The sequence below is a fragment of the Halomonas sp. IOP_31 genome, assembly GCF_021151495.1.
GTDB lineage: Bacteria > Pseudomonadota > Gammaproteobacteria > Pseudomonadales > Halomonadaceae > Modicisalibacter > Modicisalibacter zincidurans.
Window position 1 is genome coordinate 12,809 of the sequence record NZ_JAIRBP010000029.1, and the last position, 25,025, is coordinate 37,833.

General features: G+C 64.6%; 21 protein-coding genes and 1 pseudogene. 14 read left to right on the forward strand and 8 right to left on the reverse strand.

What is annotated here, in order from left to right:
• Positions 1 to 92: 92 nt before the first annotated feature.
• The 5 genes from K7I12_RS13615 (at position 93) to K7I12_RS13635 (ending at position 4,920) form a co-directional block, all read left to right on the forward strand.
• Entirely contained in the window at positions 93 to 692 is a 600-nt protein-coding gene (locus tag K7I12_RS13615; RefSeq protein ID WP_031384166.1) for a TRAP transporter small permease subunit, read from the forward strand.
• On the forward strand, positions 692 to 1,993 hold the full coding sequence (locus K7I12_RS13620; protein WP_231664447.1) for a TRAP transporter large permease: 1,302 nt from the start codon (positions 692 to 694) through the stop codon (positions 1,991 to 1,993). The genes K7I12_RS13615 and K7I12_RS13620 overlap by 1 nt, the downstream gene beginning before the upstream one ends.
• A gap of 109 nt (positions 1,994 to 2,102) precedes the next feature.
• The gene (gene dgoD / locus K7I12_RS13625) at positions 2,103 to 3,251 is read left to right on the forward strand and encodes a galactonate dehydratase (protein WP_231664448.1); all 1,149 of its coding nucleotides are present in this window, start codon (positions 2,103 to 2,105) and stop codon (positions 3,249 to 3,251) included.
• An 11-nt stretch (positions 3,252 to 3,262) separates the two neighbouring features.
• Positions 3,263 to 3,949 (forward strand): 2-dehydro-3-deoxy-6-phosphogalactonate aldolase, encoded by a 687-nt coding sequence (locus tag K7I12_RS13630; protein WP_231664449.1) that lies wholly within the window; start codon positions 3,263 to 3,265, stop codon positions 3,947 to 3,949.
• Complete coding sequence (locus K7I12_RS13635) at positions 3,946 to 4,920, forward strand: 2-dehydro-3-deoxygalactonokinase (RefSeq protein WP_231664450.1); 975 nt, start codon at positions 3,946 to 3,948, stop codon at positions 4,918 to 4,920. The genes K7I12_RS13630 and K7I12_RS13635 overlap by 4 nt, the downstream gene beginning before the upstream one ends.
• 159 nt (positions 4,921 to 5,079) lie before the next feature.
• Here K7I12_RS13635 and K7I12_RS13640 read toward each other — a convergent pair whose 3' ends face one another.
• On the reverse strand, positions 5,080 to 5,592 hold the full coding sequence (locus K7I12_RS13640) for a gluconokinase (protein WP_031384161.1): 513 nt from the start codon (positions 5,590 to 5,592) through the stop codon (positions 5,080 to 5,082).
• A 251-nt stretch (positions 5,593 to 5,843) separates the two neighbouring features.
• On the opposite strand from K7I12_RS13640, the gene K7I12_RS13645 reads away from it, so the two are divergent.
• Both K7I12_RS13645 and K7I12_RS13650 read left to right on the forward strand, forming a co-directional pair.
• Entirely contained in the window at positions 5,844 to 6,716 is an 873-nt protein-coding gene (locus tag K7I12_RS13645; RefSeq protein ID WP_051907469.1) for an HAD-IIB family hydrolase, read from the forward strand.
• Between the two features lie 119 nt (positions 6,717 to 6,835).
• Entirely contained in the window at positions 6,836 to 8,116 is a 1,281-nt protein-coding gene (locus K7I12_RS13650; RefSeq protein WP_031384159.1) for a M28 family peptidase, read from the forward strand.
• A gap of 114 nt (positions 8,117 to 8,230) precedes the next feature.
• Here K7I12_RS13650 and K7I12_RS13655 read toward each other — a convergent pair whose 3' ends face one another.
• The 4 genes from K7I12_RS13655 to K7I12_RS13670 form a co-directional block, all read right to left on the reverse strand.
• Positions 8,231 to 9,397 (reverse strand): HlyD family secretion protein, encoded by a 1,167-nt coding sequence (locus K7I12_RS13655; RefSeq protein WP_031384158.1) that lies wholly within the window; start codon positions 9,395 to 9,397, stop codon positions 8,231 to 8,233.
• 34 nt (positions 9,398 to 9,431) lie between these two features.
• Positions 9,432 to 10,985, reverse strand: coding sequence for a DHA2 family efflux MFS transporter permease subunit (locus K7I12_RS13660; RefSeq protein WP_231664451.1), 1,554 nt, complete (start codon positions 10,983 to 10,985; stop codon positions 9,432 to 9,434).
• A 292-nt stretch (positions 10,986 to 11,277) separates the two neighbouring features.
• On the reverse strand, positions 11,278 to 11,907 hold the full coding sequence (locus K7I12_RS13665) for a cell wall hydrolase (protein ID WP_231664452.1): 630 nt from the start codon (positions 11,905 to 11,907) through the stop codon (positions 11,278 to 11,280).
• Between the two features lie 191 nt (positions 11,908 to 12,098).
• Positions 12,099 to 12,878 carry a sulfite exporter TauE/SafE family protein gene (locus tag K7I12_RS13670; protein ID WP_231664453.1) on the reverse strand — a complete coding sequence of 260 codons (780 nt, stop codon included), beginning with the start codon at positions 12,876 to 12,878 and terminating at the stop codon, positions 12,099 to 12,101.
• A 295-nt stretch (positions 12,879 to 13,173) separates the two neighbouring features.
• On the opposite strand from K7I12_RS13670, the gene K7I12_RS13675 reads away from it, so the two are divergent.
• Positions 13,174 to 14,280 (forward strand): hypothetical protein, encoded by a 1,107-nt coding sequence (locus K7I12_RS13675; RefSeq protein ID WP_231664454.1) that lies wholly within the window; start codon positions 13,174 to 13,176, stop codon positions 14,278 to 14,280.
• A 131-nt stretch (positions 14,281 to 14,411) separates the two neighbouring features.
• Positions 14,412 to 14,708 (forward strand): YciI family protein, encoded by a 297-nt coding sequence (locus tag K7I12_RS13680; protein WP_231664455.1) that lies wholly within the window; start codon positions 14,412 to 14,414, stop codon positions 14,706 to 14,708.
• A 76-nt stretch (positions 14,709 to 14,784) separates the two neighbouring features.
• Here K7I12_RS13680 and K7I12_RS17535 read toward each other — a convergent pair whose 3' ends face one another.
• Positions 14,785 to 16,683, reverse strand: coding sequence for a cellulose binding domain-containing protein (locus tag K7I12_RS17535; RefSeq protein WP_269438683.1), 1,899 nt, complete (start codon positions 16,681 to 16,683; stop codon positions 14,785 to 14,787).
• A gap of 485 nt (positions 16,684 to 17,168) precedes the next feature.
• Here K7I12_RS17535 and K7I12_RS13690 point away from each other — a divergent pair, with 485 nt between their 5' ends.
• From K7I12_RS13690 to K7I12_RS13700, 3 genes are all read left to right on the forward strand, one after another.
• Entirely contained in the window at positions 17,169 to 18,416 is a 1,248-nt protein-coding gene (locus K7I12_RS13690) for an AGE family epimerase/isomerase (protein ID WP_231664456.1), read from the forward strand.
• Between the two features lie 266 nt (positions 18,417 to 18,682).
• Positions 18,683 to 19,144 (forward strand): COG4315 family predicted lipoprotein, encoded by a 462-nt coding sequence (locus K7I12_RS13695; RefSeq protein WP_051907466.1) that lies wholly within the window; start codon positions 18,683 to 18,685, stop codon positions 19,142 to 19,144.
• 244 nt (positions 19,145 to 19,388) lie between these two features.
• A complete protein-coding gene (locus K7I12_RS13700; protein ID WP_231664457.1) occupies positions 19,389 to 19,601 on the forward strand; it encodes a hypothetical protein in 213 nt (70 codons plus the stop codon).
• A gap of 14 nt (positions 19,602 to 19,615) precedes the next feature.
• On the opposite strand, the gene K7I12_RS13705 is transcribed toward K7I12_RS13700, so the two are convergent.
• Positions 19,616 to 20,383 (reverse strand): DUF1499 domain-containing protein, encoded by a 768-nt coding sequence (locus K7I12_RS13705; protein WP_031384134.1) that lies wholly within the window; start codon positions 20,381 to 20,383, stop codon positions 19,616 to 19,618.
• Positions 20,384 to 20,535: 152 nt separating this feature from the next.
• Here K7I12_RS13705 and K7I12_RS13710 point away from each other — a divergent pair, with 152 nt between their 5' ends.
• Both K7I12_RS13710 and K7I12_RS13715 read left to right on the forward strand, forming a co-directional pair.
• Entirely contained in the window at positions 20,536 to 21,369 is an 834-nt protein-coding gene (locus K7I12_RS13710) for an AraC family transcriptional regulator (protein WP_231664458.1), read from the forward strand.
• 46 nt (positions 21,370 to 21,415) lie between these two features.
• A pseudogene (locus K7I12_RS13715) lies at positions 21,416 to 21,637 on the forward strand (transporter); the annotation flags it as partial.
• A 199-nt stretch (positions 21,638 to 21,836) separates the two neighbouring features.
• Here K7I12_RS13715 and K7I12_RS13720 read toward each other — a convergent pair.
• Positions 21,837 to 25,013, reverse strand: coding sequence for an efflux RND transporter permease subunit (locus K7I12_RS13720; RefSeq protein ID WP_231664459.1), 3,177 nt, complete (start codon positions 25,011 to 25,013; stop codon positions 21,837 to 21,839).
• Between the last annotated feature and the right edge of the window lie 12 nt (positions 25,014 to 25,025).

Here is a 25,025-nt window from a genome sequence, read left to right on the forward strand (position 1 = left end):
CGGCATGCCGTGACAGCTGAACGTGACGGGGCCCATTGGGGCCTCGTCGCGCGTCACGACGACCCGAATTTTCATCGTGGAGAGTACATTCCATGTCTTCCCAATCCCGTAACGACGACCGGGCCGCCGCGGTCCCGAGCGAGCCCGAGTCGGCGCCGGATGTGGCGCGCAGCGCCTTCGACCGTGGCGTGCTGTGGTGTGCCCGCGGCGCTGCCTGGCTGATCTTCATTGCCATGGCCATCAGTGTGTTCGAGGTGGTCATGCGCTATGGCTTCAATTCGCCGACCTCATGGGTTCACGAGTCCACGGTGATGCTGGTGGCGATTGCGTTTGCGCTGGGCGGGCCGGCGGCGCTGGCCAGTAACCGGCATATTCGCGTACGGGTGCTCTACGACAGTGTCGGGCCGCGCTTCAAGTTGTGGCTCGATCGTTTCAATGATCTTGTGACCTTCGGCTTCTGCCTGGTGATGAGCTATGCCGCCTACACCATGTTCTGGGACGCCTCCCACAACCCCTTGGGCGAATGGTCGCTGGAACGCTCCGGCACGGCCTGGAATCCGCCGTTCCCGGCGCTGGTCAAGGGCATGATCATGGTCGCGTTGATGGTGATGTGCGTGCAGGCCTTCATTCACCTGATTCAGTCGCTGCGCGGCAAGCCGGCCCCGGCGCCCAGCGATGAGGGAGCGGTCTGATGAGTATTGCCGACGGAACACTGTTGATGGTCGTGGCGATCTTCGCCCTGCTGGTCACCGGGCTGCCGCTGGCCTTCATTACCGGCCTGGTGGCGCTGGCGTTCACCTTCGGCTGGTTCGGCGAGATGGCCCTGCCGCTGGTCACCACCCGTGTCTACGGTTTCGTGACCGAGTATTCGCTGGTGGCGGTGCCGATGTTCGTGTTGATGGCCTCGTTGCTCGACCGCTCGGGAATCGCCAAGGATCTGTTCAACGCCATGCGGGTATTCGCCGGCCGCTTGCCCGGCGGTGTGGCGATCCAGACCGTGGTGGTGGCGTTCTTCCTGGCCGCGCTGTCGGGGATCATCGGCGGCGAGATCGTGCTGCTGGGCATACTGGCCTTGCCGCAGATGCTGCGCCTGGGCTACGACAAGCACCTGTCGATCGGCGTGGTGTGCGCCGGCGGCTCGCTGGGCACGATGATGCCGCCCTCGATCGTCTTGATCATCTACGGGTTGATCGCCAGCGTGTCGATCGCCGAGCTGTTCACCGCGGCGATCACCCCGGCGATGCTGTTGATGGGCAGTTATATCGCTTACATATTGGTGCGCTGTCTGAAGAATCCCAAGCTGGGACCGCCGTTGACCGAGGCCGACCGCGAGGAAACCTTCTCCAACCGCTGGCAGGCGCTGCGGGCGATCATCGTGCCCGGCTTGATTGCCTTTCTGGTGCTCGGCTCGATCTATGGTGGCGTGGCGTCGGTGACCGAAGCGGCGGCGATGGGTGTGTTCGGGGTCTTCCTGGCGGTGATCTCGCGCGGCGAGTTCTCGTTCAAGATGCTGCATGCCAGCCTGAATCAGGCGCTGATGACCTGCGGCATGATCATCTGGATCGGCATCGGCGCGGCGGCGCTGGTCGGGGTCTACAATCTGATGGGCGGCAACCGCTTCATCTCGAGTGTGATCCTGGGGCTCGACGTGGCGCCGATCGTGATTCTGCTGGTAATGATGGCGATCCTGCTGGTGTTGGGGATGTTCCTCGACTGGATCGGCGTGGCGATGCTGACGCTGCCGATCTTCGTGCCGATTGTCGAGCAGCTCGGCTATAGCCCGATCTGGTTCGGTATCCTGTTCGCGGTCAACATGCAGGTGTCGTTCCTGTCGCCGCCGTTCGGCCCGGCCGCGTTCTATCTCAAGGGCGTGGCGCCACCGAGCATCAGCCTCAAGGACATCTTCATGTCGCTGTTGCCGTTCATCGCCATTCAGCTGGTGGTGCTGTTCGCGCTGCTGTTCTTCCCCAACCTGGCCATGTGGCTGGTGTGACCGGCCAACCCCATCGCGAATGAATTCGCTCCCACGAACCCCGAACTGGTGGGCTTTTTGTGGGAGGGAATTTATTCCCGAGATGGCAAAATTTCTGAATAGGTGACTCTTGAAAATTACCAAGCTGAAAACCTGGCAGGTGCCGCCGCGCTGGCTATTCCTCAAGATCGAGACCGACGCGGGTTGCTACGGCTGGGGCGAGCCGGTGGTGGAGGGTCGCGCGGCCACCGTCGAGGCGGCGGTGCATGAGCTTTCCGACTATTTGATCGGCGAGGATCCGCATCGTATCGAGCATCTCTGGAATACCCTGTATCGCGCCGGTTTCTACCGGGGCGGGCCGATCCTGATGAGTGCCATCGCCGGTATCGACCAGGCGCTGTGGGATCTCAAGGGGCGCGACCTGGGCGTGCCGGTCTATCAGCTGCTGGGCGGCAAGGTGCGCGACCGGATGCGCATGTACGCCTGGACCGGCGGCGACCGGCCCAGCGAGGTGGGCGTCGGCGCCAAGGCGTTGGTCGAGCAGGGCTTCACGGCGTTCAAGATGAACGGCACGCCGGAGCTTGCGATCGTCGATTCGCACGCCAAGGTCGACGAAGCGGTGGCCCGGGTCGCCGAGGCCCGCGAGGCGGTGGGGCCGGATGTCGGCATCGCCATCGACTTTCACGGCCGCGTGCATCGCCCCATGGCCAAGGCCCTGTTGCGCGAACTCGAGCCCTATCACCCGATGTTCGTCGAAGAGCCGGTATTGCCCGAGCACCTACCGAGCCTCAAGCATATCGCCACCGGGTTGGGCTATCCGATCGCCACCGGCGAGCGGCTGCATACGCGCTTTCAGTTCCGCGATCTGCTCGCCGAAGGCATGGTCGATATCGTCCAGCCCGATCTCTCGCACTGCGGGGGAATCAGCGAAGGCATGAAGATCGCCTCGCTGGCTTCCTGCCATGACGTAGCGTTGGCACCGCACTGCCCGCTGGGTCCGCTGACGCTGGCGGCTTCGCTGCATGTCGATGCCGTGAACCACAATGCCTTCATTCAGGAACAGAGCATGGGCATCCACTACAATCGGGACAACGACGTGCTCGATTACCTGGTGGACAAGTCGGCGCTGTCGATCAAGGATGGCTTCTGCGAGATTCCGCAGGGTCCCGGCCTGGGCGTGGAGATCGACGAGGCGTTCGTCGAGGAGCGCGCCAAGGTCGGCCATCGCTGGCGCAACCCGGTGTGGACCCACGAGGATGGCTCGATAGCGGAGTGGTAAAGGAGGCAATTATGAACGAGACACGCCGGGCCGCACTCGATGCGGCTCTCGAGAAGTTACCGTTGGTGGCGATCCTGCGCGGCGTCAGGCCGGACGAGATCGACGCTATCTTCGATGCGCTGGTCACGGCGGGCTTCAGAATGATCGAGATTCCGCTCAATTCGCCGCGCCCGTGGGAAAGCCTCGAGCGGATCGCCAAGCGTTGCCCCGACGACGTGGTGATCGGCGCCGGCACCGTGCTCGATCCCAATGTCTGCCAGCGTCTGGCGGATCTCGATGCCCCGTTGGTGATCACTCCCAACAGCGATCCGCTGGTGGTCGGCGAAGCCGCCAGGCTCGAGCTGGCACCGATGATCGGCTGTCTGAGCCCGACCGAGGCCCTGGCCGCCGCCCAGGCCGGGGCGACGGCGCTGAAGCTGTTCCCCGCCGGCAGCCTGGGCACGGCCTACTTCAAGGATATCAAGGCGGTCATGCCGCTCGACCTGCCGATATTCGCGGTGGGCGGCATCGACATTCACAACATGAGCGACTGGATCGCCGCCGGGATCGACGGTTTCGGCTTCGGCGGCAGTGTCTACAGACCCGGCTGGTCGGCCGATGAAGTCGGCGAGAAGGCGCGCGGGCTGATCAGTGAGTGGCGGCGCGTCAAGGAGGGCCTGAGCCAGGCCTCGGAACTCGAGCGCGAGGCCGACGCATGAGCGCAGCAGCGAACGACAGCCCCGCTCGCTTGATCGCCATCGACTGGGGGACCAGCAACTTTCGCGCCTTCCTGGTCGATCGCGAGAGCGGTAAATGCCTCGATAGCCGACGCTCCGAGGCGGGACTGCGCTCGCTCTCCAGCGCCGAATTCCCGCACTACTGCGCCGCCCAGGTCGGCGACTGGCGCGAAGAGGGCGGCGCGGCGTCGGGCGCTAAAGAAGAGGGCGGCGCGGCGTCGGGCGCTAAAAGCGTGCCGATCTATCTGGCCGGGATGGTCGGTTCCAAGCGCGGCTGGAGCGAGGCCCCGCAGCTGGATCTACCGGTGAGCGCCACCGACCTGGCGGCACATGTCGTGGCCGCGCCGGGGGTCGACAATGCCTGGATCGTGCCCGGGGTGAAGATCGTCGCTGCCGAGCATGTCGACGTGATGCGCGGCGAGGAGATCCAGGCCTTCGGTGCGCTATCGCTGTGCGCTACCCGTGAGGCGCTGTGTTGCCTGCCGGGTACGCACAGCAAGTGGGCGCGGCTTGCCGACGCGCAACTGGTCGATTTCACCACCGCAATGACCGGCGAGCTCTATCATGCGGTGCGCTTTCACACCCTGCCCGGCGAGCCGGCACGCGAGTCGGCCGAGTTCGATGCGGCGGCCTTCGACCAGGGGCTGGAGGCGGCCGGTCACCCGGCGGGCATACTCCACGCGCTGTTCGAGGCGCGCAGTCGTCACCTCTATGCAGGGTTGGCCAGCGAGCAGGTGGGGAGCTATCTCTCGGGGGTGACCATCGGCAGCGAAGTGCTGAGCCAGCGACGTATTCATCCGCAAGCCGGCGAGGTGATTCTGGTCGGGTCGAGTACCCTCAACGCGCTTTATCGTCGGGCAATGACTGCAGTGGGTTTCGGCGTCCGCGAGATCGATAGCGACCAGGCGACGCTGGCCGGTCTGTGTGCCTTGGCGGAACGGCATGGGCATTAGACGCCCACTCAAGAGCTCCCGGGTTCAGGGCTCGGTGCCTTGATAATCGGGAACAAGTTCCCTCCCACAAAAGCTCCCGGGTTCAGGGCTCGGTGCCTTGATATTTGGGAGCAAGTCCCTCTCTCAAAAACCACCAGATTGCATGGCCGGTGGGCGAGTTCATTCGAGACGAAGGTAGCTTTCGAACTGCTCGACGATGGCCTTGGGCGATTCGCGAATATCGATGCGACAGGCCTCGTCGGCAGTCGGTGGCTGCAGCGTGCTCAACTGGCTGTCGAGCATATGCTCGCCGGAAAAGAAGTGCGATCCGCGGCTGTTGAGGCGTTGCAACAGGACTTCGCGGCTGCCGTGGAGATAGAGAATCTTCAGGTTGGGCGCTCCTTGGTGCAGCACGTCGCGATAATGACGCTTGAGTGCCGAGCAACCGACGACCACGTGGCGGTTCTCGCTTCTATACCGCTTGAAGATGTCGGCTAGCGTGGCCAGCCAGCCCTCACGATCATTATCGTTGAGGGGTTCGCCCCGCGACATCTTGGCGATGCTCAGCGCACTGTGGTGATCGTCGGCGTCGACGAATTCGGCACCGATCGATGCTGCCACGTCGCGCCCGATATGCGACTTTCCCGATCCCGAAACCCCCATGACCAGGATGCAATGCGATGTGTTTTCCATGTCGGGAATCACTCGTTTCTTGAAGATAATTTGGCCCCGATACTAGCATTTTTCAGCGCCCAATGGGCGGGCTGTCGACCCTCCGTTCCGGCGGGCCGCGCCGGGTCCGAACTGACGCCGTGGCCGCTCTGGCGTCGCGCCGATCCGCAGGCGCTTTCGGGTACCTGAACGAAGCGCAAGTATCGGCTATCGTGAGGGAGTGATCGGATCCCCGCTGGCTCGCGAGTCGCCACGCATTCCTGGAGGCCGTAATGACGCAACCCACGCCACAACGCCCGCGCCTGATCTTCACCGGTCTGGATGGCTCGTTGCTCGATCACTACAGCTATGACTGGTCACCCGCCGTGGCGTGGCTGAAGCGCCTGAAACAGGCCGGTGTCCCGGTGATTCCGGTAACCAGCAAGACCCGCGCCGAGCTGATGGCGCTGCGGCTCGACCTGGGGCTCGGCGACGCGCCGTTCATCGCCGAAAACGGTGCGGTGATCGGTTTGCCGGCGAGCTGGCAGCACGCCCGGCTGGATCGCGACCCGCGCAACCTCGACGGCTTGTGCATCAAGCTGCCGAGCGTGGACAGCGACTTCCTGTGGCGGCGTCTCGAGGTGCTGCGCGAGCGGCTCAAGCTGCGCTACCGCTGCATGCGCGAGATGACCGTCGATGAGATCATGCGCGCGACCGGGCTCGACGAGCCGCAGGCCCGTCAGTCGCGCATCCGCGAGGGCAGCGAGCCGCTGCTCTGGGACGATAGCGACGAGGCGCTGGAGATCTTCCGCAGAGCCTTGCACAACGACGGGCTGACGCTGACTCGCGGCGGGCGTTTCTGGCATGTCGTGGGCGATGTCGACAAGGGACGCTCGCTGCGCTGGCTGATGGCCCGCTTCGAGGCGCTGCGCGGCGAGGTGCCCGCGACCCTGGGCCTGGGGGACGGCCCCAACGACACCTCGATGCTCGAGGCGGTGGACCAGGCGGTATTGATTCGCGGCGCGCATCGCCGGCCGGTCACCATCGCCAATCCGCACCTTTATCGCACCCGCAATCCGGGGCCGGCGGGCTGGGTCGAAGGGCTGGACTACTGGCTCGGCGAGTCGTTCTTCGAGCCTTCATCGCACGAAGACGAGCCGGCATGAGCGATTCGGGACCTTGATCGGGAGCAGGCCCCCGCTGCCATAAATCGTTTTCTCGCGCTGAGGATCGCTCTACGCTAGCGTTTGCAGTGAAGAACATGAATCCGCAAGAGAGCGAGTCGATGAGCGAGACGAATCAACCCTGGAACCGGCCGATGCCGGAGCAGCAGTTCAAGCTGATGCGCGAGATCCTCGACGCACCCAGCCCGGTGGGGCTGGAAGGCGCGATGACTTACGGCGTGCTCAAGCCGCAGTTCGAGTCGTTCGCGCCCGGCGACTGGCAACTGCACCAGTATCAGGGCCATGCCGGCGTGGTGCTGGATACCCATCCCGGCCGTGACGACCTGTTCAAGGTGATGCTGATCGGGCATGCCGACAAGATCCGCATGCAGGTGCGCTCGATCGGCGACGACGGCAAGATCTGGATCAACAGCGACTCCTTCCTGCCTACGGTACTGATTGGCCACGAGGTCAAGCTGTTCAGCGAAGATCCCGAGAATCCCGGCAGCTACCGGGTGATCCAGGGCGGCACGGTGGAGGCGCTGGGCGCCATCCACTTCGCCGACCCGGCGGTGCGCTCCGGCGAGAAGGGCATCAAGAAGGAGCAGCTCTACCTGGAGCTGCAGATCCACGGCGAGCACAAGAAGCAGCAGGTCTTGAATCTCGGCGTGCGCCCCGGCGACTCGATCATCATGGATCGTCCCATCCGCCGCGGCTTCAGCCCGAACACCTTCTACGGCGCCTACCTGGACAACGGCCTGGGCTGCTTCGTCACCAGCGAGGTCGCGCGGCTGATCGCCGAGGCGGGCGGCACCCGGCAGGTGCGGGTGCTGTTCGCCATCGCCAGCTACGAGGAGATCGGCCGCTTCGGTAGCCGCGTGCTGGCCGGGGAGCTCGAGCCGGACGTGCTGATCGGCGTCGACGTCAACCACGATTACGTGGCGGCGCCGGGCATCGGCGACCGGCGCATGCAGCCGCTGGAAATGGGCAAGGGCTTCACCATGGCGGTGGGCGCGATCGTCAGCGAGCAGCTCAACCGAATCGTCGAGAGCACCGCCAAGCAACACGACATCCCCATGCAGCGCGACATGGTCGGTGTCGATACCGGCACCGACGGCATGGCCGGGGTGCTGGCGGCGGTGGACTGCGCCGCCACCTCGATCGGCTTTCCGATCCGTAACATGCACACCATCTCCGAGACCGGCAATACCCAGGATGTGCTGGCAGCGATCCATGCGCTGACCTATACCGTCCAGGCGCTGGATGCCCTAGACGATCCGCATCAAGAGTTCCGCAACAACCACCCGCGTCTCGACCGCGCCACGCCGCTGAGCCACCAGGGCTCGGCCAAGCCGGAGGGTGAAGGCGAAAGCGAAAGCGAGAAGAAGGGCAAGGACGCCTGACCGGCGGACACAGGGTGACGAAGCGGCGTCCGACGACGGCCCGTGACGCCCAGCCCGGGCGTCAGAGTGTCGGATAGCAATCGGTCAGGCGGGCGCAGGTCGATGCCGGCCCGCTCAGCCTGCATGCTGGCGAGGTTTGGCGTCGCTGACGTCGATGTTCGCCTCCACCATCATCCCCGGGCCGATCAGCTCGATGGGGCCGTCGTCGAGGGCGATGCGCACCGGGATGCGCTGGGTGATCTTGGTGAAGTTGCCCGAGGGGTTGGGGTTCGGCAATAACGCGAACTGGCTGGTGGCGGCGCGGCCAATGACGCTGACGTGGCCCGCGAAGGTCGCGTCGGGGTAGGCGTCGACGCTGATTGCCACCGGCTGACCGACACGCAACTCGCCGATGTCGGTTTCCTTGATGTTGGCTTCGACCCACAGCTTATCGGGGTCGTGCATCATCAGGATCGGCTGGCCGGCGCTGACGTATTCGCCCTCGTCGATCAGCGTCTTGTTGACCACGCCATCGATTGGACTGGGTACCTGAAGATCGGCGATGCGCAGCTTTTCCTGCTCGAGCTTTGCCTGGGCCTGGGCCAGTTCCTGGTCGGCGATTCGTAGCTGGATACGCAGCACCGATGGGTTGGGCAGTGGCATCTGCGCGCCGTTGAGAAAGCCCACATGGGCGTTGTCGGATTGCGCCTGGCCGACGGCCACTTGCTGTTGCGCCTGGCGGTACTCGGCCTGGGCCGCGAGATAGGCATAATAGTTCTCGTCGCGTTGCTGCTGCGAGATCGAGCGCTTGTCGAGCAGCGCATCCGAGCGCTGATAATCCTTGCGCGCCTGGACCAGCCGCGCCTTGGCGGCGGCTTCGGCGGCCTTGAACGATTCGAGCTGCTGGGCGGCGATGTTCAAGCCGCCCTGGAACTGCTTCTCGGCGAGCTCGAGCCGGGCCTGCTCGTAATCGCGTCGCGCCTGCATGGCCGCCACACTGGCCTTGCGCATCGCGAGCTCCTGCGCGTCGGGTTCGCTGTAGAGGCGGGCCACCGTATCGCCCTTGGCGAGCCGGTCGCCCTCGGTGATCGAGAAGCCGGTGACCCACCCCGACAGACGGCTGCTGACGGTGACCTGGCTGGCCATGACCCGGGCGTCCTGAGCGCTGACGTGGGACAGGCCGTAATAGATCGCCTGGGCGCCCCACAGCAGCACCAGAATCAGCACGATCGCGAGACCCGCGAGCTGATACTTGGCCTTGGTGGTGAAACGACGTAGCGGGTTGGTCGACGACGATGTCATGTTCAGGGATCCTTGAGACAATCACGAGTGCGGGTCAAGCCTGACCGGCCCGTTGCCAGCGGCTTAGCAGTATGGAAGGAATGGTGACGATCATCAGGCTGCCGACCAGCAGCCAGAAACCATCCTGATAGGCCAGAATCGATGCCCAGATCGCCTCCACGCGCCCCATCAGGTAGCCGGCCATGGCCTGCTGATGCGTGGCCGACACGCCCAGGCGAGCGGCCAGCTCGGCCAGCTCGCCGAGTTGCTGCTGGGCCATGGCGTTGCCGGCAGTCACGCCGGCGTTGAGATGCTGGCCGTGCTGAACGGTCTGACGATCGAGCAGGATCACCAGCCCGGCGGTGCCCAGTGCCCCGCCCAGTTGCATGGCGAAGTTGATCGCCCCCGAGCCATGGCCGGTCAAATGGCGCGGCAGGGCGGCGATGGCGTTTGACAGGGTCGGCGGGGGAAAGGACGCCATGCCCACCGACATCACCGCCATCGCACCGGCCAGGTAGGCGAACGAGGTGTTCCAGTCCATCTGCGCCATGTGCCATACCGAGAATAGCGTGCAGGCCAGCCCCGGCAGGGTGATCCAGTGCGGCGGGTAGCGATCGCTCAGCCAGCCCACCAGCGGCACCAGCACGCCGAGTACCGCCGTGGAGGGCAGGAATATCTGCCCGGCGGTGACCGGGCTGTAATGCAGGACCGACTGCACGAACTGCGGCAGCAGGTACATGATGCCGTAGAAGGAACCGCCGAACAGCAGCATCGCCAGGGTGCCGACCACGAAGATGCGGTAGCCGAAGATCGACAGGTCGAGCAGCGGATGCGCGGTACGTTTCTGCCAGGCCACGAATACCGTGGCACAGACCAGCGCGAACAGCACCAGCTCGGGCACGCGCGGGTCGTACCAGCCCCAGCGCTGGCCGTTGGAGAGCGCCGCCAGCAGCGCGAACACCGCGGCGAACAGCAGCACCACGCCGGCCCAGTCGAAGGGCGGGCGCGGCCCCTTGTGTTCGCGGGTGGGCAGGAAGAAGTAGCCCATCACCGCCGCCGCCATGCAGATCGGCAGAGTGATGAAGAATACGTAGCGCCAGGTGAAGTTCTCCACCAGCCAGCCGCCGATCACGGTGGCCAGCGTCAGCGGCAGACCCAGGCACATGCCGTACATGGCGATGGCCATGCCGCGCCCCTCGGGCGGGTAGGCGGCGAACAGCGCCTGCATGGCGACCGGACGAATCAGCCCGGTCATCGCTCCCTGGACGACCCGCGCGGCGATCAGCGCCATCATCCCCTGGCCCAGGCCGCCGAGGATCGACGCGCCGATGAACACCGCCAGCAGGCCGATGAAGGTGGCGCGCTGGCCGATGGCGGACACCAGCCACGGCGCGACCAGCAGCGATACCGTGGTCGAGGCCAGAAAGCCGGTGGAAAGCCACTGCACCTGGGAATCGCTCATGCCGAAGGCGCCCTTGATGTAGGGAATCGCCACGTTGACGATGGTGATCGACATGCCCAGCGCCACCAGGCCCAGCATGACGGTGAGCGTGACCCACAGCTTGTAGCGCGGGCCGTAACGCTCGAACAGCTGCTCCACCTGACTCATGACCTGAACCTGCGGCGCGGGCGCGCCGCCTGCGTATCGGGAACGAACACGGTCTTCCTTTGGGCGTTGTATTGCTGGGATGGGCGCATAAACGACGCTCCACGGCCTTGTCGGTCGGGCCGTGGAGCGTATTCAGCTGCCGGCGTTCCGGAGCCGCCTCCGGTAACGCGCTAGTCGCTAGTGAGTATATCGTTTGTTGGCTAATAAATTAACCCGCCAAAGACAGCGGCCCGTGAGTGCGCGCAGCCGGACGTCGAGCGATCATGAAGTCGCCTGGGCGGCTCAAGCCCGGCTAGCCGTCATCCGGTCGATAGAAATCGAACGCGTCGGTCTCGGCGGTCTTGGTGAATTGGCTCGCCCAGCTGGGCGTGACGCTCTTGCTATGGAAGAACAGCGCGCCATTGGTGGCGTCGGCGAGCGATCCGTTGAGCGCGCGACGGGCGATCTTCTTGGACTCGGCGTAGGCCCGTTCCTCGAAGGCGCTGTCCGAACGGCCGTCGCACCACCAGGAGAACTGGCAATTGCCCTGCTCGGAGCCCTGGCGGACGACCTCGCAGACCGTGTTGGGGAAATCGGCATCGCCGAGCCGGTTCATCACTACATTGGCGACCGCTTCCATCTCGCTGGCACCGACACCGCGAGCCTCCCAATAGATGGTTCGCGACAGGCAGGTAATGGGGTCGTCGAGCGGGGCGTCACCCTGCGGGTCGACTGCCTGTACGCCGCTTGGCGTCAATGCCTGGCGGGGGGCGGGTGGCGTCTCGTTGGGCTCGGCCGAAGCCTGCTGTTCGAGTATTTCGGCTTTCCGCTCGGCGGTTTCGGCCATCTGGGTTTCGCTGGCCCGCACGGGGTCCGCAGCCATCCATGGCAGTGCCACGCTCAGGGTCAGAATCAGCATCACGGAATAACGGCGCACGGGCATGTCGGGTTCTCGTCGAGGCCTAACGCAATCCTACGTGGCCCAGTGGCCAACGGCCATTCGCGCTGCCAACGCTCGTTACCCGAGGGATGAGCCTATCGCCGGTCCGCCGAGCTTATACCCTGCAGCCTGGGTGCGAACGGCTCGGCGATCAAAGACTGACGAACCGTCCTGTCGTCGCCGCATGTCGACTCTCACCCCACGCCGCTGATCAGCCCCACCACGCTGACCAGGATCAGCACCACCCCCAGTACGCGGAAGAAGACCGAGGCGTCGGCCGAGAGCATGTAGCGGTGAACGCGCTCGCCGAGCAGGTGGCCGACCAGCGCGCAGGGCAGCAGCCATAGCTGATGGATCAACTGCAGGTCCACGCCGGCGATCACGAACGACACCATCTTGATCACCACCAGGATGAACCACAAAACGAACAGCGTATCGCGCAATTGATGCTTGGCGACATGACTGGCGAAGACCGAGACGATCAGCGGCGCGCCGATCAGCGAGGTGCCGCTGACGTAGCCGCCGAGGGCCAGCAATACGCAATCCAGGGTCTTGCTCTGGCTGCGAAACGGCTTGTTCAGCGCATAGCTCGCCCCGTAGACGATGACGATCACGAAGATCACCGTGGTCATGATGTTGCCTGGCAGCGTCAGCAGGCCCACCACCCCGATCAGCTTGGGCACGATCATGATCTTCAGTGCCTTGGTCAGATAGCGCCAGTCGATGTTGCTTTCGGGCGCGGTCGATCCGCTGGCGGCACGCAGCTGGCGATGACCGCGCCAGGCGATCCAGCTCGAGAAGATCAGCAGTTGAATGGCAATGATCGGCAGGAATAACAGCGGCTCATCGACGACCAGCAGCAGGAAGGGCAGGGCGAGTACCGCGCCACCGAACCCCAGGCTGGTGCGCACGAAACCGCTCCAGGCGAAGATCAAGCCGATCAGCGCGTACTGGTACCACAACAGATCCGCCATGTGCTCCCCTAATCAAGCGGCCAATAAAGCATGAACAACGACTATAGCGTGACTCGCGGCGTGGTGACCTTCATGGAAGCCTGGATATGCCAGGGCGGGTCCTTGCAGGGCCCTGTTCGATTGCGACTTCCCTAGAATTGCACTCTAATTGCAGTAGCCCAATCGTCGAGGAGCGCTTATGTCCAAGGCCCCAAACGAGGCCCACGTCAGGGAGCCCGGAGGAGGAGGGAGTCCGACGGTCGACGCGCACCGGAGAGTGGTGGGCCTGGTACCCGCCCCCGAGATGTCCGCCGAGATGGCCGAGCGGGTGACCGGCCAGTTGCCCGAACTCCTGGCCAACTACGTCGACGACCGATTGAGTTGGGAGGTGCAGCTGGTCGTCGATCCGCTGATCGGCGCCGCAGAGGATTCCACCGATATCATCGAGAGTATGCGCGAGTACAAGCGGCATCGGCAGTGGGACTATGCGATCTGTATCACTGATTTGCCGATCTACAAGCACGAGCGCTTCGTGATCGCTGAAACCAGCAAGGTGCATGGCGTGGCGCTGATCTCCCTGCCTACCTTCGGCATTACCGCGCTACGCCGCCGCCTGAACGAAGCGATACTGCAACTGGCCAACGAAATGCATCATGGCAGTTCGGAAGAGGACCGCCTTCGCCAAGAGCGGCGTACCGAGCAATCCCACAAGGTTCACGAGAGTCTGCGTGGCAAAGGCGCCTGGCAGCTGCTGGGCAAACACCTCTACGAGAAGCTGTTCCCGATTCGTCGGCTAACGCTAGCCGGCGAGGGGGAGTCATTCGACGTTCGCTTCATCGCCGACACCTGGATCAACGGCAACCTTCGCATCCTCGCCGGCATGGTGCGCGCCAACCGCCCCTGGACCATCTTCCCCGCGTTCAAGGGCGTCATCGCCGCCGCGTTCGCGACCGGCGCCTATGGCTTGGTGTTTCCCACACTCTGGCAGCTCAGCGCCAATTATGGCTGGCCACGTCTCGTCCTGCTGATGGGCGTCGCCATGACGGCCATGATTACTTGGATCATCCTCGCCCATAACCTGTGGGAGCCGGTTAAAAAAGCGTTCTCGCCACACTTGGCGCGACTCTACAACGCGGTCACCGTATTGACGCTGAGCGCCGGTGTCGTCTTCTATTACGCGATCCTACTCGGTCTGTTCTTCCTTGCGGTGCTCGTTTTCGTTCCGGCCAACATGCTGGAATCGAATCTCGGCCATGCGGCCGGCCTTCTCGACTACATCGTTCTCGCCTGGCTTGCGACCTCCGTGGCCACCATCGTCGGCGCCCTGGGGGCCGGCCTGGAAGACGAAGAAACCGTCAGAAACGCCACATATGGCTATCGTCAGCGGCGTCGCAACGAAGAGGCGAAAAGCGCGAAGAGCTAGTTGATCCGATGGGGCTTGGGGGTGCGACAATCAGTCTAAGTAGGCGGCTAACATGCGCCGCCAGCGCGCCGTTGAGGAGATAGAACGCTATGCTATCCGGCACATTCATGGGCAAGAACGGATAGGTGAGCATGAAGCAATACGCCGTGGTGGCTTACGACTACACCGACGATGAGGCGCTCGAGCGGCGCCTGGCCAATCGCGAGGCGCATCTGGAGGGCGTTCGCCGGCTCGCCGCCCAGGGGCATTTTCTCAGCGGCGGGGCGATCCTCGACGAGGCCGGCAAAATGGTTGGCTCCAACGCGCATTTCGCCTTCCCCGATCGCCAGGCGCTGGATGCCTGGCTGGAAACCGAGCCCTACATGACCGGACGGGTCTGGGACCAGATCGATATCCGCGAAGTCCGTCTGTTCGACCCGCACGGCTGAGCGGCGTCCGCTCACGAAAGGCGGAGGGATACGAAACGAGCGAAGCCCTGGAGCTTCGCTCGGAGACCGGCGAGGCTTACAGGATCGATAGGTCGAACGAGGGCGTCTCCAGGCCGATCAGCGGCGCCGCCTCGCCAGTGGCCAAGTCGTCGCCGCTACCATTGGCGTTATCGGCCTTGAAGCCGAAGCGCCAGACGTCGCCGGGGGCCAGGGAGCCATCGTGGGTCACCTGATAGCCGTCGTCGACTTCGCTGACCTGACCGTTCCAGAGCTTGTCCAGATCTTCCGATAGGTCGAAGTGAAGCTCGGGGTTGCTAAGCGTGGTGTCCGAGGTGTTCTCGACGAAGACCTCCGCCATATAGCCTCCAGACCAAGCGCTGTGGACTTCGCTATCGAGGGTTAACTCCGGTGCATCAATATCCTCGTCCTCGTCCTTGGATGACGTCCCACTGTCAGTGGTTTCCCGGCTAGATGGTGCGTCGTCCTCTTCATCCTCGTCCGAGTCGTTGTCGTCAAGAATCGATTCAGCGGAGGGCGCTTCGTTACTGCTGCCTGTGGACGTATCACCACTGTCAATGTCGAGTTCGGTTCCATCGGCGAAGATGGCTTGCTCGATATCTACCAGCGTGGTTTTACTACCACCTTCTTCGATGACGGTCTGGTCATCATCGAAATCAATGTCATAGGCATCATATTCCTGAGCGAATAGCGCCGTATCGTTTCCGCTCCCGCCATCGAGCAGGTCATCTCCCCAGTCATCACTCGGGCCGTCCTGCAGGATGTCGTCACCCTTGCCCCCGATGAGCGTGTCGTTGCCGAGCTGACCGTTCAAGAATACGCCATGGTCGCTGCCTTGGATTTCATCGTCACGACGCGAACCTAGCACGTAGTCGAAGGTGACCTGGTTGGCGTCCGCATCGGTAATCGCACCCCAACTGACTCCGCCCTCGTTGAGCCACAGCGAGGTCGACATAGTGTCGGCCCCGCGTACTGACTGTTCGACGTGCACGGTATTGTCATGATCGCGCCCACCGTGGAAATTGATATCGCGATCGGTGGAACGAACCTCGACCTCGTTGCCCACTGACGAGCGCCAGGAAGCGAACAGCAAGCCGTGACGCATACCACTGTCGGCGAGGTCGGTGTAGCTGCCGTCGTAGCTTTCGCGTAATTCATAGGCATAGCCGTTACCGCCGCTGCCCTTGTTGAAGGCGCCATGCGCCTCGGTGGCTTCGGCATGGGTATCCAGCGTCTTGGCGAAGTGAAAGGCCACCGAAGGCCCGTCAAGCACCTGAATATCGTTGAGTTGGCTGGCCACCGTGCCTTCGAGCGAAACGCCGAGATAGCCCTCGAGATCGCTCAAGGTATTCTCGAAGACGTCGTCGTCCGCATCGCCCAGCTCGAAGCCGACGCTGAAGCCCTGGAGGCGCACGTTTTCCAGCGCATCGATACGCTCGACATGGGTCTTGCCAGCGTCAAAATCGAAGTGCACACCGCGATCGAGGGTCACGGTGTTGCCCTCGACATCTTCAACCTGCGCCATGCTGGTGCGCAGCGGCGCATTCTGCTCGCGCCACGAGGTGTCGCCGATCGCCTCGAAGAATTGCGCGTCGTTGTCCTGCCACAGGCGCAGGGTATCCCCCGGTTCGAGGTTGCGACCGCCATCCAGGCGAATTTGGCGCTCGCCATCGTCGACGCTCGAGGTCAGCGTACCGACGGTGTCGCTATCGCTGCCATCCAGGCGAAGCGCGAACTGCTCATCGCCATTGTCCAGCGCCTCGTCGGTGAAGGTCAGCGTGGTCTTGTCCGAACCGGCGCCGATCAGGGAGATATCGGAGCGGGTGATGGTGATGGCTTCGTCGAACCGGTACTCGCCCGTGCCGAAGACCAGCTTGGCGTCTGCCGGGGCGGCATCGATCCGCGCTTCGAGCTGGCGGGCCGTGATGCCTTGATCGATAGTCAGGGTGCTGCTCATGCAATGTCTCCAGTAAAGCTTCAACGCTTCTGGCAGATCCGTTGCCCTTGAAGTCATGCCAGGCCCGCTGTCGGTGGCAGCCCCGGTGAGACACTGCGTACCGGAATCCTTGTTGCCGAGGGTTGCCTTTGTGTGTCGGGCTCAAGCGAGGCGGGATGCTACCCAGCGAAGCAAACCCCAGGCAAGCGAGTGGCGGCTGTGTTGACGGCCAGCGCAGAGAGGCGGGGAGAGTGTGTCGGTCATTGCCGACGCACAGGCGATTAGTAAACGCTTGTTCAAGAATAAGTTTTATTTGTATAAGTGAAAACAGTCGGATGGCTGGCCATCAATGTCAGTGCTGGTTACGGAAAGATGTGTTTTGTAGACGACTTCCGGCAAGCCTCGACGCCGGTTCACCGCGGCCAGACGCCTCACTCCAACGGTGGTAGTGTGGTCAACGGCCGAGGCGAAGCCGAGTTCCGCTCGTTGCACAAGGCATGATTGCGATGAACCACAAGATTGCTCAACAGCCCCGGCGCTGGCTCGATAGCGCCCTCCATCACCACTGGCTGACCCGCGAAGGGCTCGCGCTGCTCGATTTCCACCGCCAGGCGCGGCTGGCCTCCGGTGGGTTCGCGGCGCTCGACGGCAACGGGCGCATTCCCGCTGACGCCGGGGCCGACACCCTGATCACCGGGCGCATGGCGCACAGCTACGCCCTGGCGGCGTTGCAGGGCGTCCCGGGAGCCGCGGCGCTGGCCGAGCACGCCATCCGCGCGCTTCGCGGGGTGCTGCGCGACGAGCGTCACGGCGGCTGGTTCGCGGCCGATCCCGCCGTCACCGAGGACCGCACCAAGCAGTGCTATCTCCACCATTTTGTCGCTCTCGGCGCCGCTACCGCGGCCCACGCCGTCATCCCCGGCGCGGCCGCGCTGCTCGACGAGGTCGTCGAGGTGATCGAGACCCGCTTCTGGTCGGCCCACGAGCAGGCTTTCGTCGAGCGTTACAGCCAGGACTGGAGCGAGCTCTCCGACTACCGCGGCGGCAACAGCAACATGCACGGCGTCGAGTTGTGCCTGGCGCTGGCCGATGTGCGCGACGAGCTGGCGTGGCTCGACCGGGCGCTGGCCATCGTCGAGCGGCTGATTCATCGTCACGCCGCCGCCCGCGACTACCGGATTCTCGAACATTTCCATGGCGACTGGTCCGAGTGGCCGGACTATAACGTCGACCGGCCCGACGACGGCTTCTACCCCTATGGCGCCACGCCGGGGCACGGCTTCGAGTGGTCGCGGTTGATGCTGCACCTGGAAGCGGCGCTGGAGTCTCGCGGCCGGGCGGCACCGCCCTGGCTGTTTGCCGACGCCGCGGAGCTGTTCGACGCCAGCCTGCGCGATGGCTGGGCTAGCGACGGCGCGTCGGGGCTGGCCTATACCGTGGACTGGCAGGGCCGGCCGAATTCCCGTCGGCGGCGCCACTGGACTCATGCCGAGGCACTGACCGCCGCGGCCGCGTTCCTGAGGCGCACCAACGAGGCCCATTACGAACGCTGGTATCGGCAATTGTGGGATTTCATCGCCACGACGTTCATCGATCGCGCGCGGGGCGGCTGGCAGCAGGAACTCGATAGCCAGCTGGCGATCGATCCGGCCGAAAGCGACGTCAAGCCCGATCTCTACCACGCCTACCAGGCCACGTTGCTGCCGCGACTGCCCTTGACGCCCAACCTGGCGCTGGCCGTCGAAGGGTTGTAACGCTCATTCGAGGTGTCGATGCTTCTGACGCTGTCATCTCAGGGCACGGCAGGAGAGCCTTTGGCTCGATGTCTGGGTTGGACTGGAAAGCGGTGCTGGCAAGGGGGAATTTCGATACGGAGACTGAGCCGAGCAAGATTTTGTGGCAGCAGCAGGATCCTTCGTCGCCCGTGAATTGTCTGTTGACCCGGGTTGGAAAAGGGCGCTTATCCTTCTTATACTTTATTCTAGCTGTTCCTGCTCCGTTCCAATCCAAGGAGTCACCCATGCGCACCACGATGTTCATTTCTGTCGCCGCCTTGGCGCTCGGCGTCTTGTCCGCCGCGCCATCCTGGGCGCAGGACCAGACCAAGCTCATGATGAAGAACAGTTCCGAGTACGGCGACTACGTCACGGACGGCAAGGGCATGTCCCTTTACATGTTCGAAGCCGATTCCCAGGGTGGGGGCAGCTCGCAGGCGAAGTCGACATGCAAGGGCTATTGCGCCACGGTTTGGCCGCCCCTGATCGTCCAGGACCCAGCGCAGGCCGGCGGCGACAAGGTGCAGGCCGACAGGATTGGCACGGTCGAGCGCGACGACGGCACCATGCAGGTCACCTATGGCGGCTGGCCGGTATATTATTATAATAAGGACCAGAACCCGGGCGACACAAATGGCCAGGACGTCGACAGCTTTGGCGCCGAGTGGTACCTGGTGGCGCCCTCCGGCGACAAGATCGAGGAGTAGGATGAAGCCGCGGAGGGCAAGAAGAACTGACATGCGGCCAAGCTGACAAGACGCAGGAGCTGAAGCGGGCCTACCTGGTCGGCTCGAACTATGTCTGAGGCTGGGAGCGCTGCGGCGGGCGGGTATTCCAGCGCGCTCACAACGTCGAGATCATCGGCGAACGCTACGTGCCGCCGGGACCGGCGTCAGCTACCCCCAGGGTGGCTTCCTGCTGTGGCTGGAGTTGCCGGCCGGCGTCGATTGCGTGTGCCTCAACGAGCGGCTGGCGGTCTCGCGGATTCGCATCGCACCGGGCTCGCTGTTCTCCGCCTCCGGCAAGTACCGCCACTGCCTGCGTCTGAATTACGCCTCGCCGATGACCGCCGAGGTGGCCGAGGCCATCCGCGTGGTCGGCGCCACGGTGACGAGCATGGTGGCCCAGGCCGCCGCGCTGCAGGAGCCGGGCGTTGTCTCGTGAGCCGAAGTGCGTCCCTATTCAGTGCGTCGGTTCAGCGCCGCCAGATACGCGCGAATCCGCGCGGCGTTGGTGCCGACGTCGCTGCGTCCGACCCGCGAGGCCGAGCGTACGTCCACCCGCACGCCGTCCGCGACCTCGCTCAGGCGGATCGCCACGTCGTCCTTGAAGCCGAACCAGCGGGTGGTCGCGGTGGCCTCGAGCGTGGTATCGCCGACCCTGATCACCTCCCAGCCCTGATTCCGCGCGGTCGCCTCGGCGGCGTCCATCGCCTCGGCCAGCGGCAGATCCAGGGTGATCGGCTGGATGTCCGGATAGGCCTCGCGCTGCTGGCGCGCGGTCGCGTCGCCGGGGTAGGCCACGGCGTTGGGCGCGGCTTTGCGCGCCGGCGCCAGGGCGACGAAGGCGGGCGGGTCTTGCATGTCGGTGGTGATGTCGTGGATCGGCGGTACCTCTCGGGCGCGCTGCTGCATCTGCCAGGGCACGATCATCATCGCTGTCACCGCGACGAGCACCAGGGCGCCCACCAGCGCCGGCTTGAGCCGCCTGCACAGGCTTGCCACCAGCAGCGTCGTCAGCCCCAGAACCGCCGCGCCGAGGGCCAGGTACGCCCCCTGGCGCAACAGTCCGAAAGCCGCGCCCAGGTCGATCAGTTCCAGCCGGTGGGCCGGCCCCGTGACGCCGAGCAATAGCGCCGAAGAGATCGCCACCAGCACGCTCAGCCAGGCCAGAAGCCTTGGCCAGCGCCCTCCGCGCGGCCGAGTTTGGTATGAAGAAGTGGCCATGTGCGCTCCCGCTCCCTGCGTCGTGTGGTTTATTCAGCATACGCACCGTGGAGGCACTTATCCTGTCCGTATGCCATTTGCGCAATAATGTCCAAGCCGCCGGCATGTCGGTCGGCCCAAGCTAGGCAGGTCAGCATTCAGGGAGGTGGGGCATGGCGAAGCAGACCAGCCAGTTTCGGTTCTTCAAGAGTCGGCACGTGCCCGAGCTTACCGTGCTGCGGGCGGCGATGAGCGATTTTCGCTACGATCCCCACGCCCATGACGAGTACGCCTTCGGCGTCACTCTCGCCGGGCGCCAGGATTTCTTCAGCGGCGGCCGGTTTCATCGCAGCCCGCCCGGCAACGTCATTCAGTTCAACCCCGGCGAGGTGCACGACGGCCAGCCGGGCGGCGACAGCACGCTCGGCTACGTGATGGCCTACGTGTCGACCGCTCAGCTCGAGGCGGCGTTCGCCGATGCGACGGGGCGCGAGAGCGCTGGCCACTTCAGAAGCCGGGATACCTTGATCCACGATCCGCTGCTGCGTGACGGCATTCTGGAACTGGTGCGTCTGGTCACCCAGCAGGTCGGCAGCCGTATCGATCAGGAATATGCCCTCTACCGAATCGCCGGACGCCTCGTCCAGCGTGCCGGCCGGTTCCAGCCGGGTGCTACCGCCGGCCGGCCCGATGCGCTGCTCAAACGCGCCAAGGACTATGTGCTCACTCACCTGGAGGAGGATATGTCGCTTGATGACCTCAGCCAGGCCGCGCATCTCTCGAAATACCATTTCCTGCGGTTGTTCCGGCAGCAGTTCGGCATGACGCCGCACCAGTACGTCATCAACTGCCGCATCAACGCCGCGCGTCATGCCCTGGAAACCGGCGCGCCGCCCAGCGAGGTGGCGTTCCGTTACGGCTTCGCCGACCTCAGCCACTTCAATCGCCGCTTCAAGCGCATCTACGGCATGACGCCGTACCAGTACCAGCGCAGCGTCACCCCCTAACCGAGAGCCCGCCATGTTAGCGATCGTCGCCTATGCCCTGGGCGTCATGTACACGCCTGGGCCCGTGAATCTGCTCGGCCTGAATGCCGGGCTCCAAGGCCAGGCCAGGGCCTCGCTGGGGTTCTACCTCGGGGTGGGGCTGGCCATGCTGATCCTGTTCCTGCTGTTCGGCTGGGCCGGCGCCGCCTGGGTGCAGGACGACATGCTCGCCATGGTGGGCGCGCTGGGCTGCGGATACATCCTCTACCTGGCCATCAAGATCGCCCGCTCGAGCATCGACCTGGGGGCCGTGCGTCAGGCGCCGCGGGAACCCCAGAATCCTCAAAGGCTTCAGCCTGGCGATGGCCGCGCTGCTCGCGGGCGTCGCGGCTATCCATGGAAGGCTGGCGTTCGATTCGCCAGCGATCGAGGAACAGCTCGGCGACTGAACCAGTCAGGTCGGAAGCCATGCCTGCCGCAACGCTCCATCACGCCCGGTACTCGCCTCCTGCCGGCTGGTCGCTCGCCTGCGGCTGGCGGTGGCCGCGTTCGACCAGCTTGCGCAGCGCCACGTAGAACACCGGGGTCAGGAACAGCCCGAACAGGGTCACCCCGAGCATGCCGGCGAACACCGTGATGCCGGTGATCGAGCGCACCTCCGCACCGGCGCCGGACGACAGCACGAGCGGCACGGTGCCGGCGATGAAGGCGACCGAAGTCATGACGATCGGCCGCAGGCGCAGACGGCTGGCTTCCAGCGCCGCCCCCGCGATCGTCCTGCCTTGCATCTCCAGTTCGCGGGCGAACTCGACGATCAGGATAGCGTTCTTGCACGCCAAGCCCATCAGCACCACCAGCCCGACCTGCATGAACACGTTGTTGTCGCCACTGGCCAGCCAGACTCCGAATAGCGCCGAAAGCATGCTCATCGGCACGATCAGGATCACCGCCAACGGCAGTGTCCAGCTTTCATAGAGCGCGGCCAGCACCAGGAACGCCAGCAGCACCGCCAGCGTGAACACCACCAGTGCCGTGCCGCCCTGGGTGGACTGCTGGTAGCTCAGGTCGCTCCAGCCGATTCCCATCCCCGCCGGCAGAGTCTGTTCGGCGAGTGCCGTGACCACGGCCATCGCTTCGCCCGAGGACATCACGCGCGGGTCGGCATCGCCCAGCAGGTCCGCGGCCGGGTAGCCGTTGAAGCGGATCACCGGGTCCGGGCCATAGCTCTGGCGCACCTCGACCATGGAGCCCACCGGCACCATCTCGCCCGCGGCGTTGCGCGTACGCAGGTTGGTGATGTCCGACACCTCGTCGCGGAACGCACCGTCGGCCTGCGCGATGACCTGCCAGGTGCGACCGAACATGTTGAAATCGTTGACGTAGGCGGAGCCGAGGTAGGTCTGCAGGGTGTCGAACAGCTCGGTCAAGGGCACGCCCTGCGCCTTGGCCTTGGCGCGGTCGACGTCGACGTCGAGCTGCGGCACGTTGGCCTGATAGCTGCTGATCGGATAGCCGAGCCCAGGGGTCTGCGCCGCCGCGCCCTGGAACGCCTGCACCGCGCTCTGCAACTCGCCGTAGCCCAGCCGTGTGCGATCCTCGACGAACAGTGACCAGCCCGAGCCGTTGCCCAGCCCCTGGATCGGTGGCGGCATGAACGCGAAGGTGAAGCCTTCCTGGATCGTCGCGAACTTCCGATTGAGCTCGGCGGTGATCTCCTCGGCCGTGCGCGAGCGCTCGCTGAAGGGTTCGAGGGTAAAGAAGATCACGCCGTTATTCGGCGTGTTGGTGAACTGCAGCGGGTTGAGGCCCGGGAAGGCGATCTCGCTGGCGACGCCATCGGTCTCGTCGGCCAGCGCCGCCATCTTCTTGAGTACTGCATCGGTGCGCTCGATCGAGGCGCCTTCAGGCATCTTTACGCCGGCAATCACGTACAGCTTGTCCTGTACCGGGATGAAGCCCGCGGGCACGGTCTTGAACATCAGGCCCGCGCCCACCAGCAGTACCGCGTAGACCAGGAACACGACGCCGCGACGGCCGAGCGTGCGCGACACGGCGTTCTCGTAGCGTGAGGAGCTGGCGCTGAAGAATCTATTGAACGGACGGAACAGCCAACCGAACAGCCGGTCGATCAGCCGCGAGGCCCGGTCCCTGGGCGCATCGTGAGACTTGAGCAGGATGGCCGCCAGGGCCGGCGACAGCGTCAGCGAGTTGATTGCCGAGATCACCGTGGAAATCGCGATGGTGACGGCGAACTGCTTGTAGAACTGGCCGGTGACGCCGGTCAAAAACGCCATCGGCACGAACACCGCGCACAGCACCAGCGCGATCGCGATGATCGGCCCGCTGACTTCCTTCATTGCCAGGTGCGCGGCGGCCAGTGGCGTGGCGCCCAGCTCGATGTGGCGCTCGACGTTCTCGACCACCACGATGGCGTCGTCGACGACGATGCCGATCGCCAGCACCAGGCCGAACAGCGTCAGCGTATTGATCGAGAAGCCCAGCAGGTAAAGTACCGCGAATGTCCCCACCACCGAGACCGGCACCGCCAGCAGCGGGATGATCGACGCCCGCCAGGTCTGCAGGAACAGGATCACCACCAGCACCACCAGCAGCGTGGCTTCCAGCAACGTGGTGACGACCGACTCGATCGAGTCGCGAACGAAGATCGTTGTGTCGTAGATCGACTGGATCTCGACCCCGGGCGGGAGCGTAGGACGCAGCTCCTTCATCTTGGCGACGACGCTGTCGCGGATCTCCAGCGCGTTCGCGCCCGGCGCCTGGAAGATGCCGATGGCGGCGGCGTTCTTGCCGTCGAGGCGCGCGCGCAGGGTGTAGTCGCCGGCGGCGAGCTCGATGCGGGCAACATCGGCCAGGCGCACCAGTTCGCCGTTGGCACCGGCTTTCAGCACGATATCGCCGAACTCCTCGACGCTCTCCAGCCGGCCCTTGGCGTTGATCGGCAGCAGGAAGTCGCTCCCGTTCGCCATCGGCTCGGCCCCGAGCTGGCCGGCGGACACCTGGACGTTCTGCTCGCGCACCGCCCGCAGCACGTCGCTCGCTGTCATGCCGCGCGCGGCGATGCGGTCGGGGTCCAGCCACAGGCGCATCGCGTAGTCGCCGCCGCCGAACAGCTGCGCGTCGCCGACGCCGTTGATCTTCGCCAGTTCGTCCTTCACGTTCAGCCGCATGTAGTTGCGCAGGTACAGCGAGTCGTAACGGCCGTCGCTGGAGGTCAGGTGCACCACCATCAGGAACACCGGCGACTGCTTCTGCGTGGTGATGCCTTGGCGGCGCACGTCCTCGGGCAGCCGCGCCTGGGCCTGGGCGACCCGGTTCTGCACCCGCACCGCGGCATCGTCGGCGTCGGTGCCTGGCTTGAACGTCGCAGTGACCTGCAGCACGCCGTCGGAGCCGGCGACGGACTTGATGTACATCATGTCCTCGACGCCGTTGATGGCTTCCTCGAGGGGCGTCGCCACGGTCTCGGCGATCACCTTGGGGTTGGCACCGGGATACACGGTGCGCACGACCACCGATGGAGGCACTACCTCGGGATATTCGCCGATCGGCAACAGCGGCAGCGCAATCAGACCGGAAATGAAGATGACGAGCGACAGCACCGCGGCGAAGATCGGCCGGTCGACGAAAAACTTGGCGAAATCCATGGGACATTACTC

Coding starts and splice junctions, on each gene's coding strand:
- K7I12_RS13660 (WP_231664451.1), bottom strand. CDS start 10,985: ATGAGTCAGGTGGAGCAGCTGTTCGAGCGTTACGGCCCGCGCTACAAG.
- K7I12_RS13635 (WP_231664450.1), top strand. CDS start 3,946: ATGAGCGCAGCAGCGAACGACAGCCCCGCTCGCTTGATCGCCATCGAC.
- K7I12_RS13690 (WP_231664456.1), top strand. CDS start 17,169: ATGAACCACAAGATTGCTCAACAGCCCCGGCGCTGGCTCGATAGCGCC.
- K7I12_RS13705 (WP_031384134.1), bottom strand. CDS start 20,383: ATGGCCACTTCTTCATACCAAACTCGGCCGCGCGGAGGGCGCTGGCCA.
- K7I12_RS13655 (WP_031384158.1), bottom strand. CDS start 9,397: ATGACATCGTCGTCGACCAACCCGCTACGTCGTTTCACCACCAAGGCC.
- K7I12_RS13695 (WP_051907466.1), top strand. CDS start 18,683: ATGCGCACCACGATGTTCATTTCTGTCGCCGCCTTGGCGCTCGGCGTC.
- K7I12_RS13650 (WP_031384159.1), top strand. CDS start 6,836: ATGAGCGAGACGAATCAACCCTGGAACCGGCCGATGCCGGAGCAGCAG.
- K7I12_RS13630 (WP_231664449.1), top strand. CDS start 3,263: ATGAACGAGACACGCCGGGCCGCACTCGATGCGGCTCTCGAGAAGTTA.
- K7I12_RS13675 (WP_231664454.1), top strand. CDS start 13,174: ATGGCCGAGCGGGTGACCGGCCAGTTGCCCGAACTCCTGGCCAACTAC.
- K7I12_RS17535 (WP_269438683.1), bottom strand. CDS start 16,683: ATGAGCAGCACCCTGACTATCGATCAAGGCATCACGGCCCGCCAGCTC.
- K7I12_RS13720 (WP_231664459.1), bottom strand. CDS start 25,013: ATGGATTTCGCCAAGTTTTTCGTCGACCGGCCGATCTTCGCCGCGGTG.
- K7I12_RS13620 (WP_231664447.1), top strand. CDS start 692: ATGAGTATTGCCGACGGAACACTGTTGATGGTCGTGGCGATCTTCGCC.
- K7I12_RS13615 (WP_031384166.1), top strand. CDS start 93: ATGTCTTCCCAATCCCGTAACGACGACCGGGCCGCCGCGGTCCCGAGC.
- K7I12_RS13640 (WP_031384161.1), bottom strand. CDS start 5,592: ATGGAAAACACATCGCATTGCATCCTGGTCATGGGGGTTTCGGGATCG.
- K7I12_RS13710 (WP_231664458.1), top strand. CDS start 20,536: ATGGCGAAGCAGACCAGCCAGTTTCGGTTCTTCAAGAGTCGGCACGTG.
- K7I12_RS13645 (WP_051907469.1), top strand. CDS start 5,844: ATGACGCAACCCACGCCACAACGCCCGCGCCTGATCTTCACCGGTCTG.
- K7I12_RS13680 (WP_231664455.1), top strand. CDS start 14,412: ATGAAGCAATACGCCGTGGTGGCTTACGACTACACCGACGATGAGGCG.
- K7I12_RS13665 (WP_231664452.1), bottom strand. CDS start 11,907: ATGCCCGTGCGCCGTTATTCCGTGATGCTGATTCTGACCCTGAGCGTG.
- K7I12_RS13670 (WP_231664453.1), bottom strand. CDS start 12,878: ATGGCGGATCTGTTGTGGTACCAGTACGCGCTGATCGGCTTGATCTTC.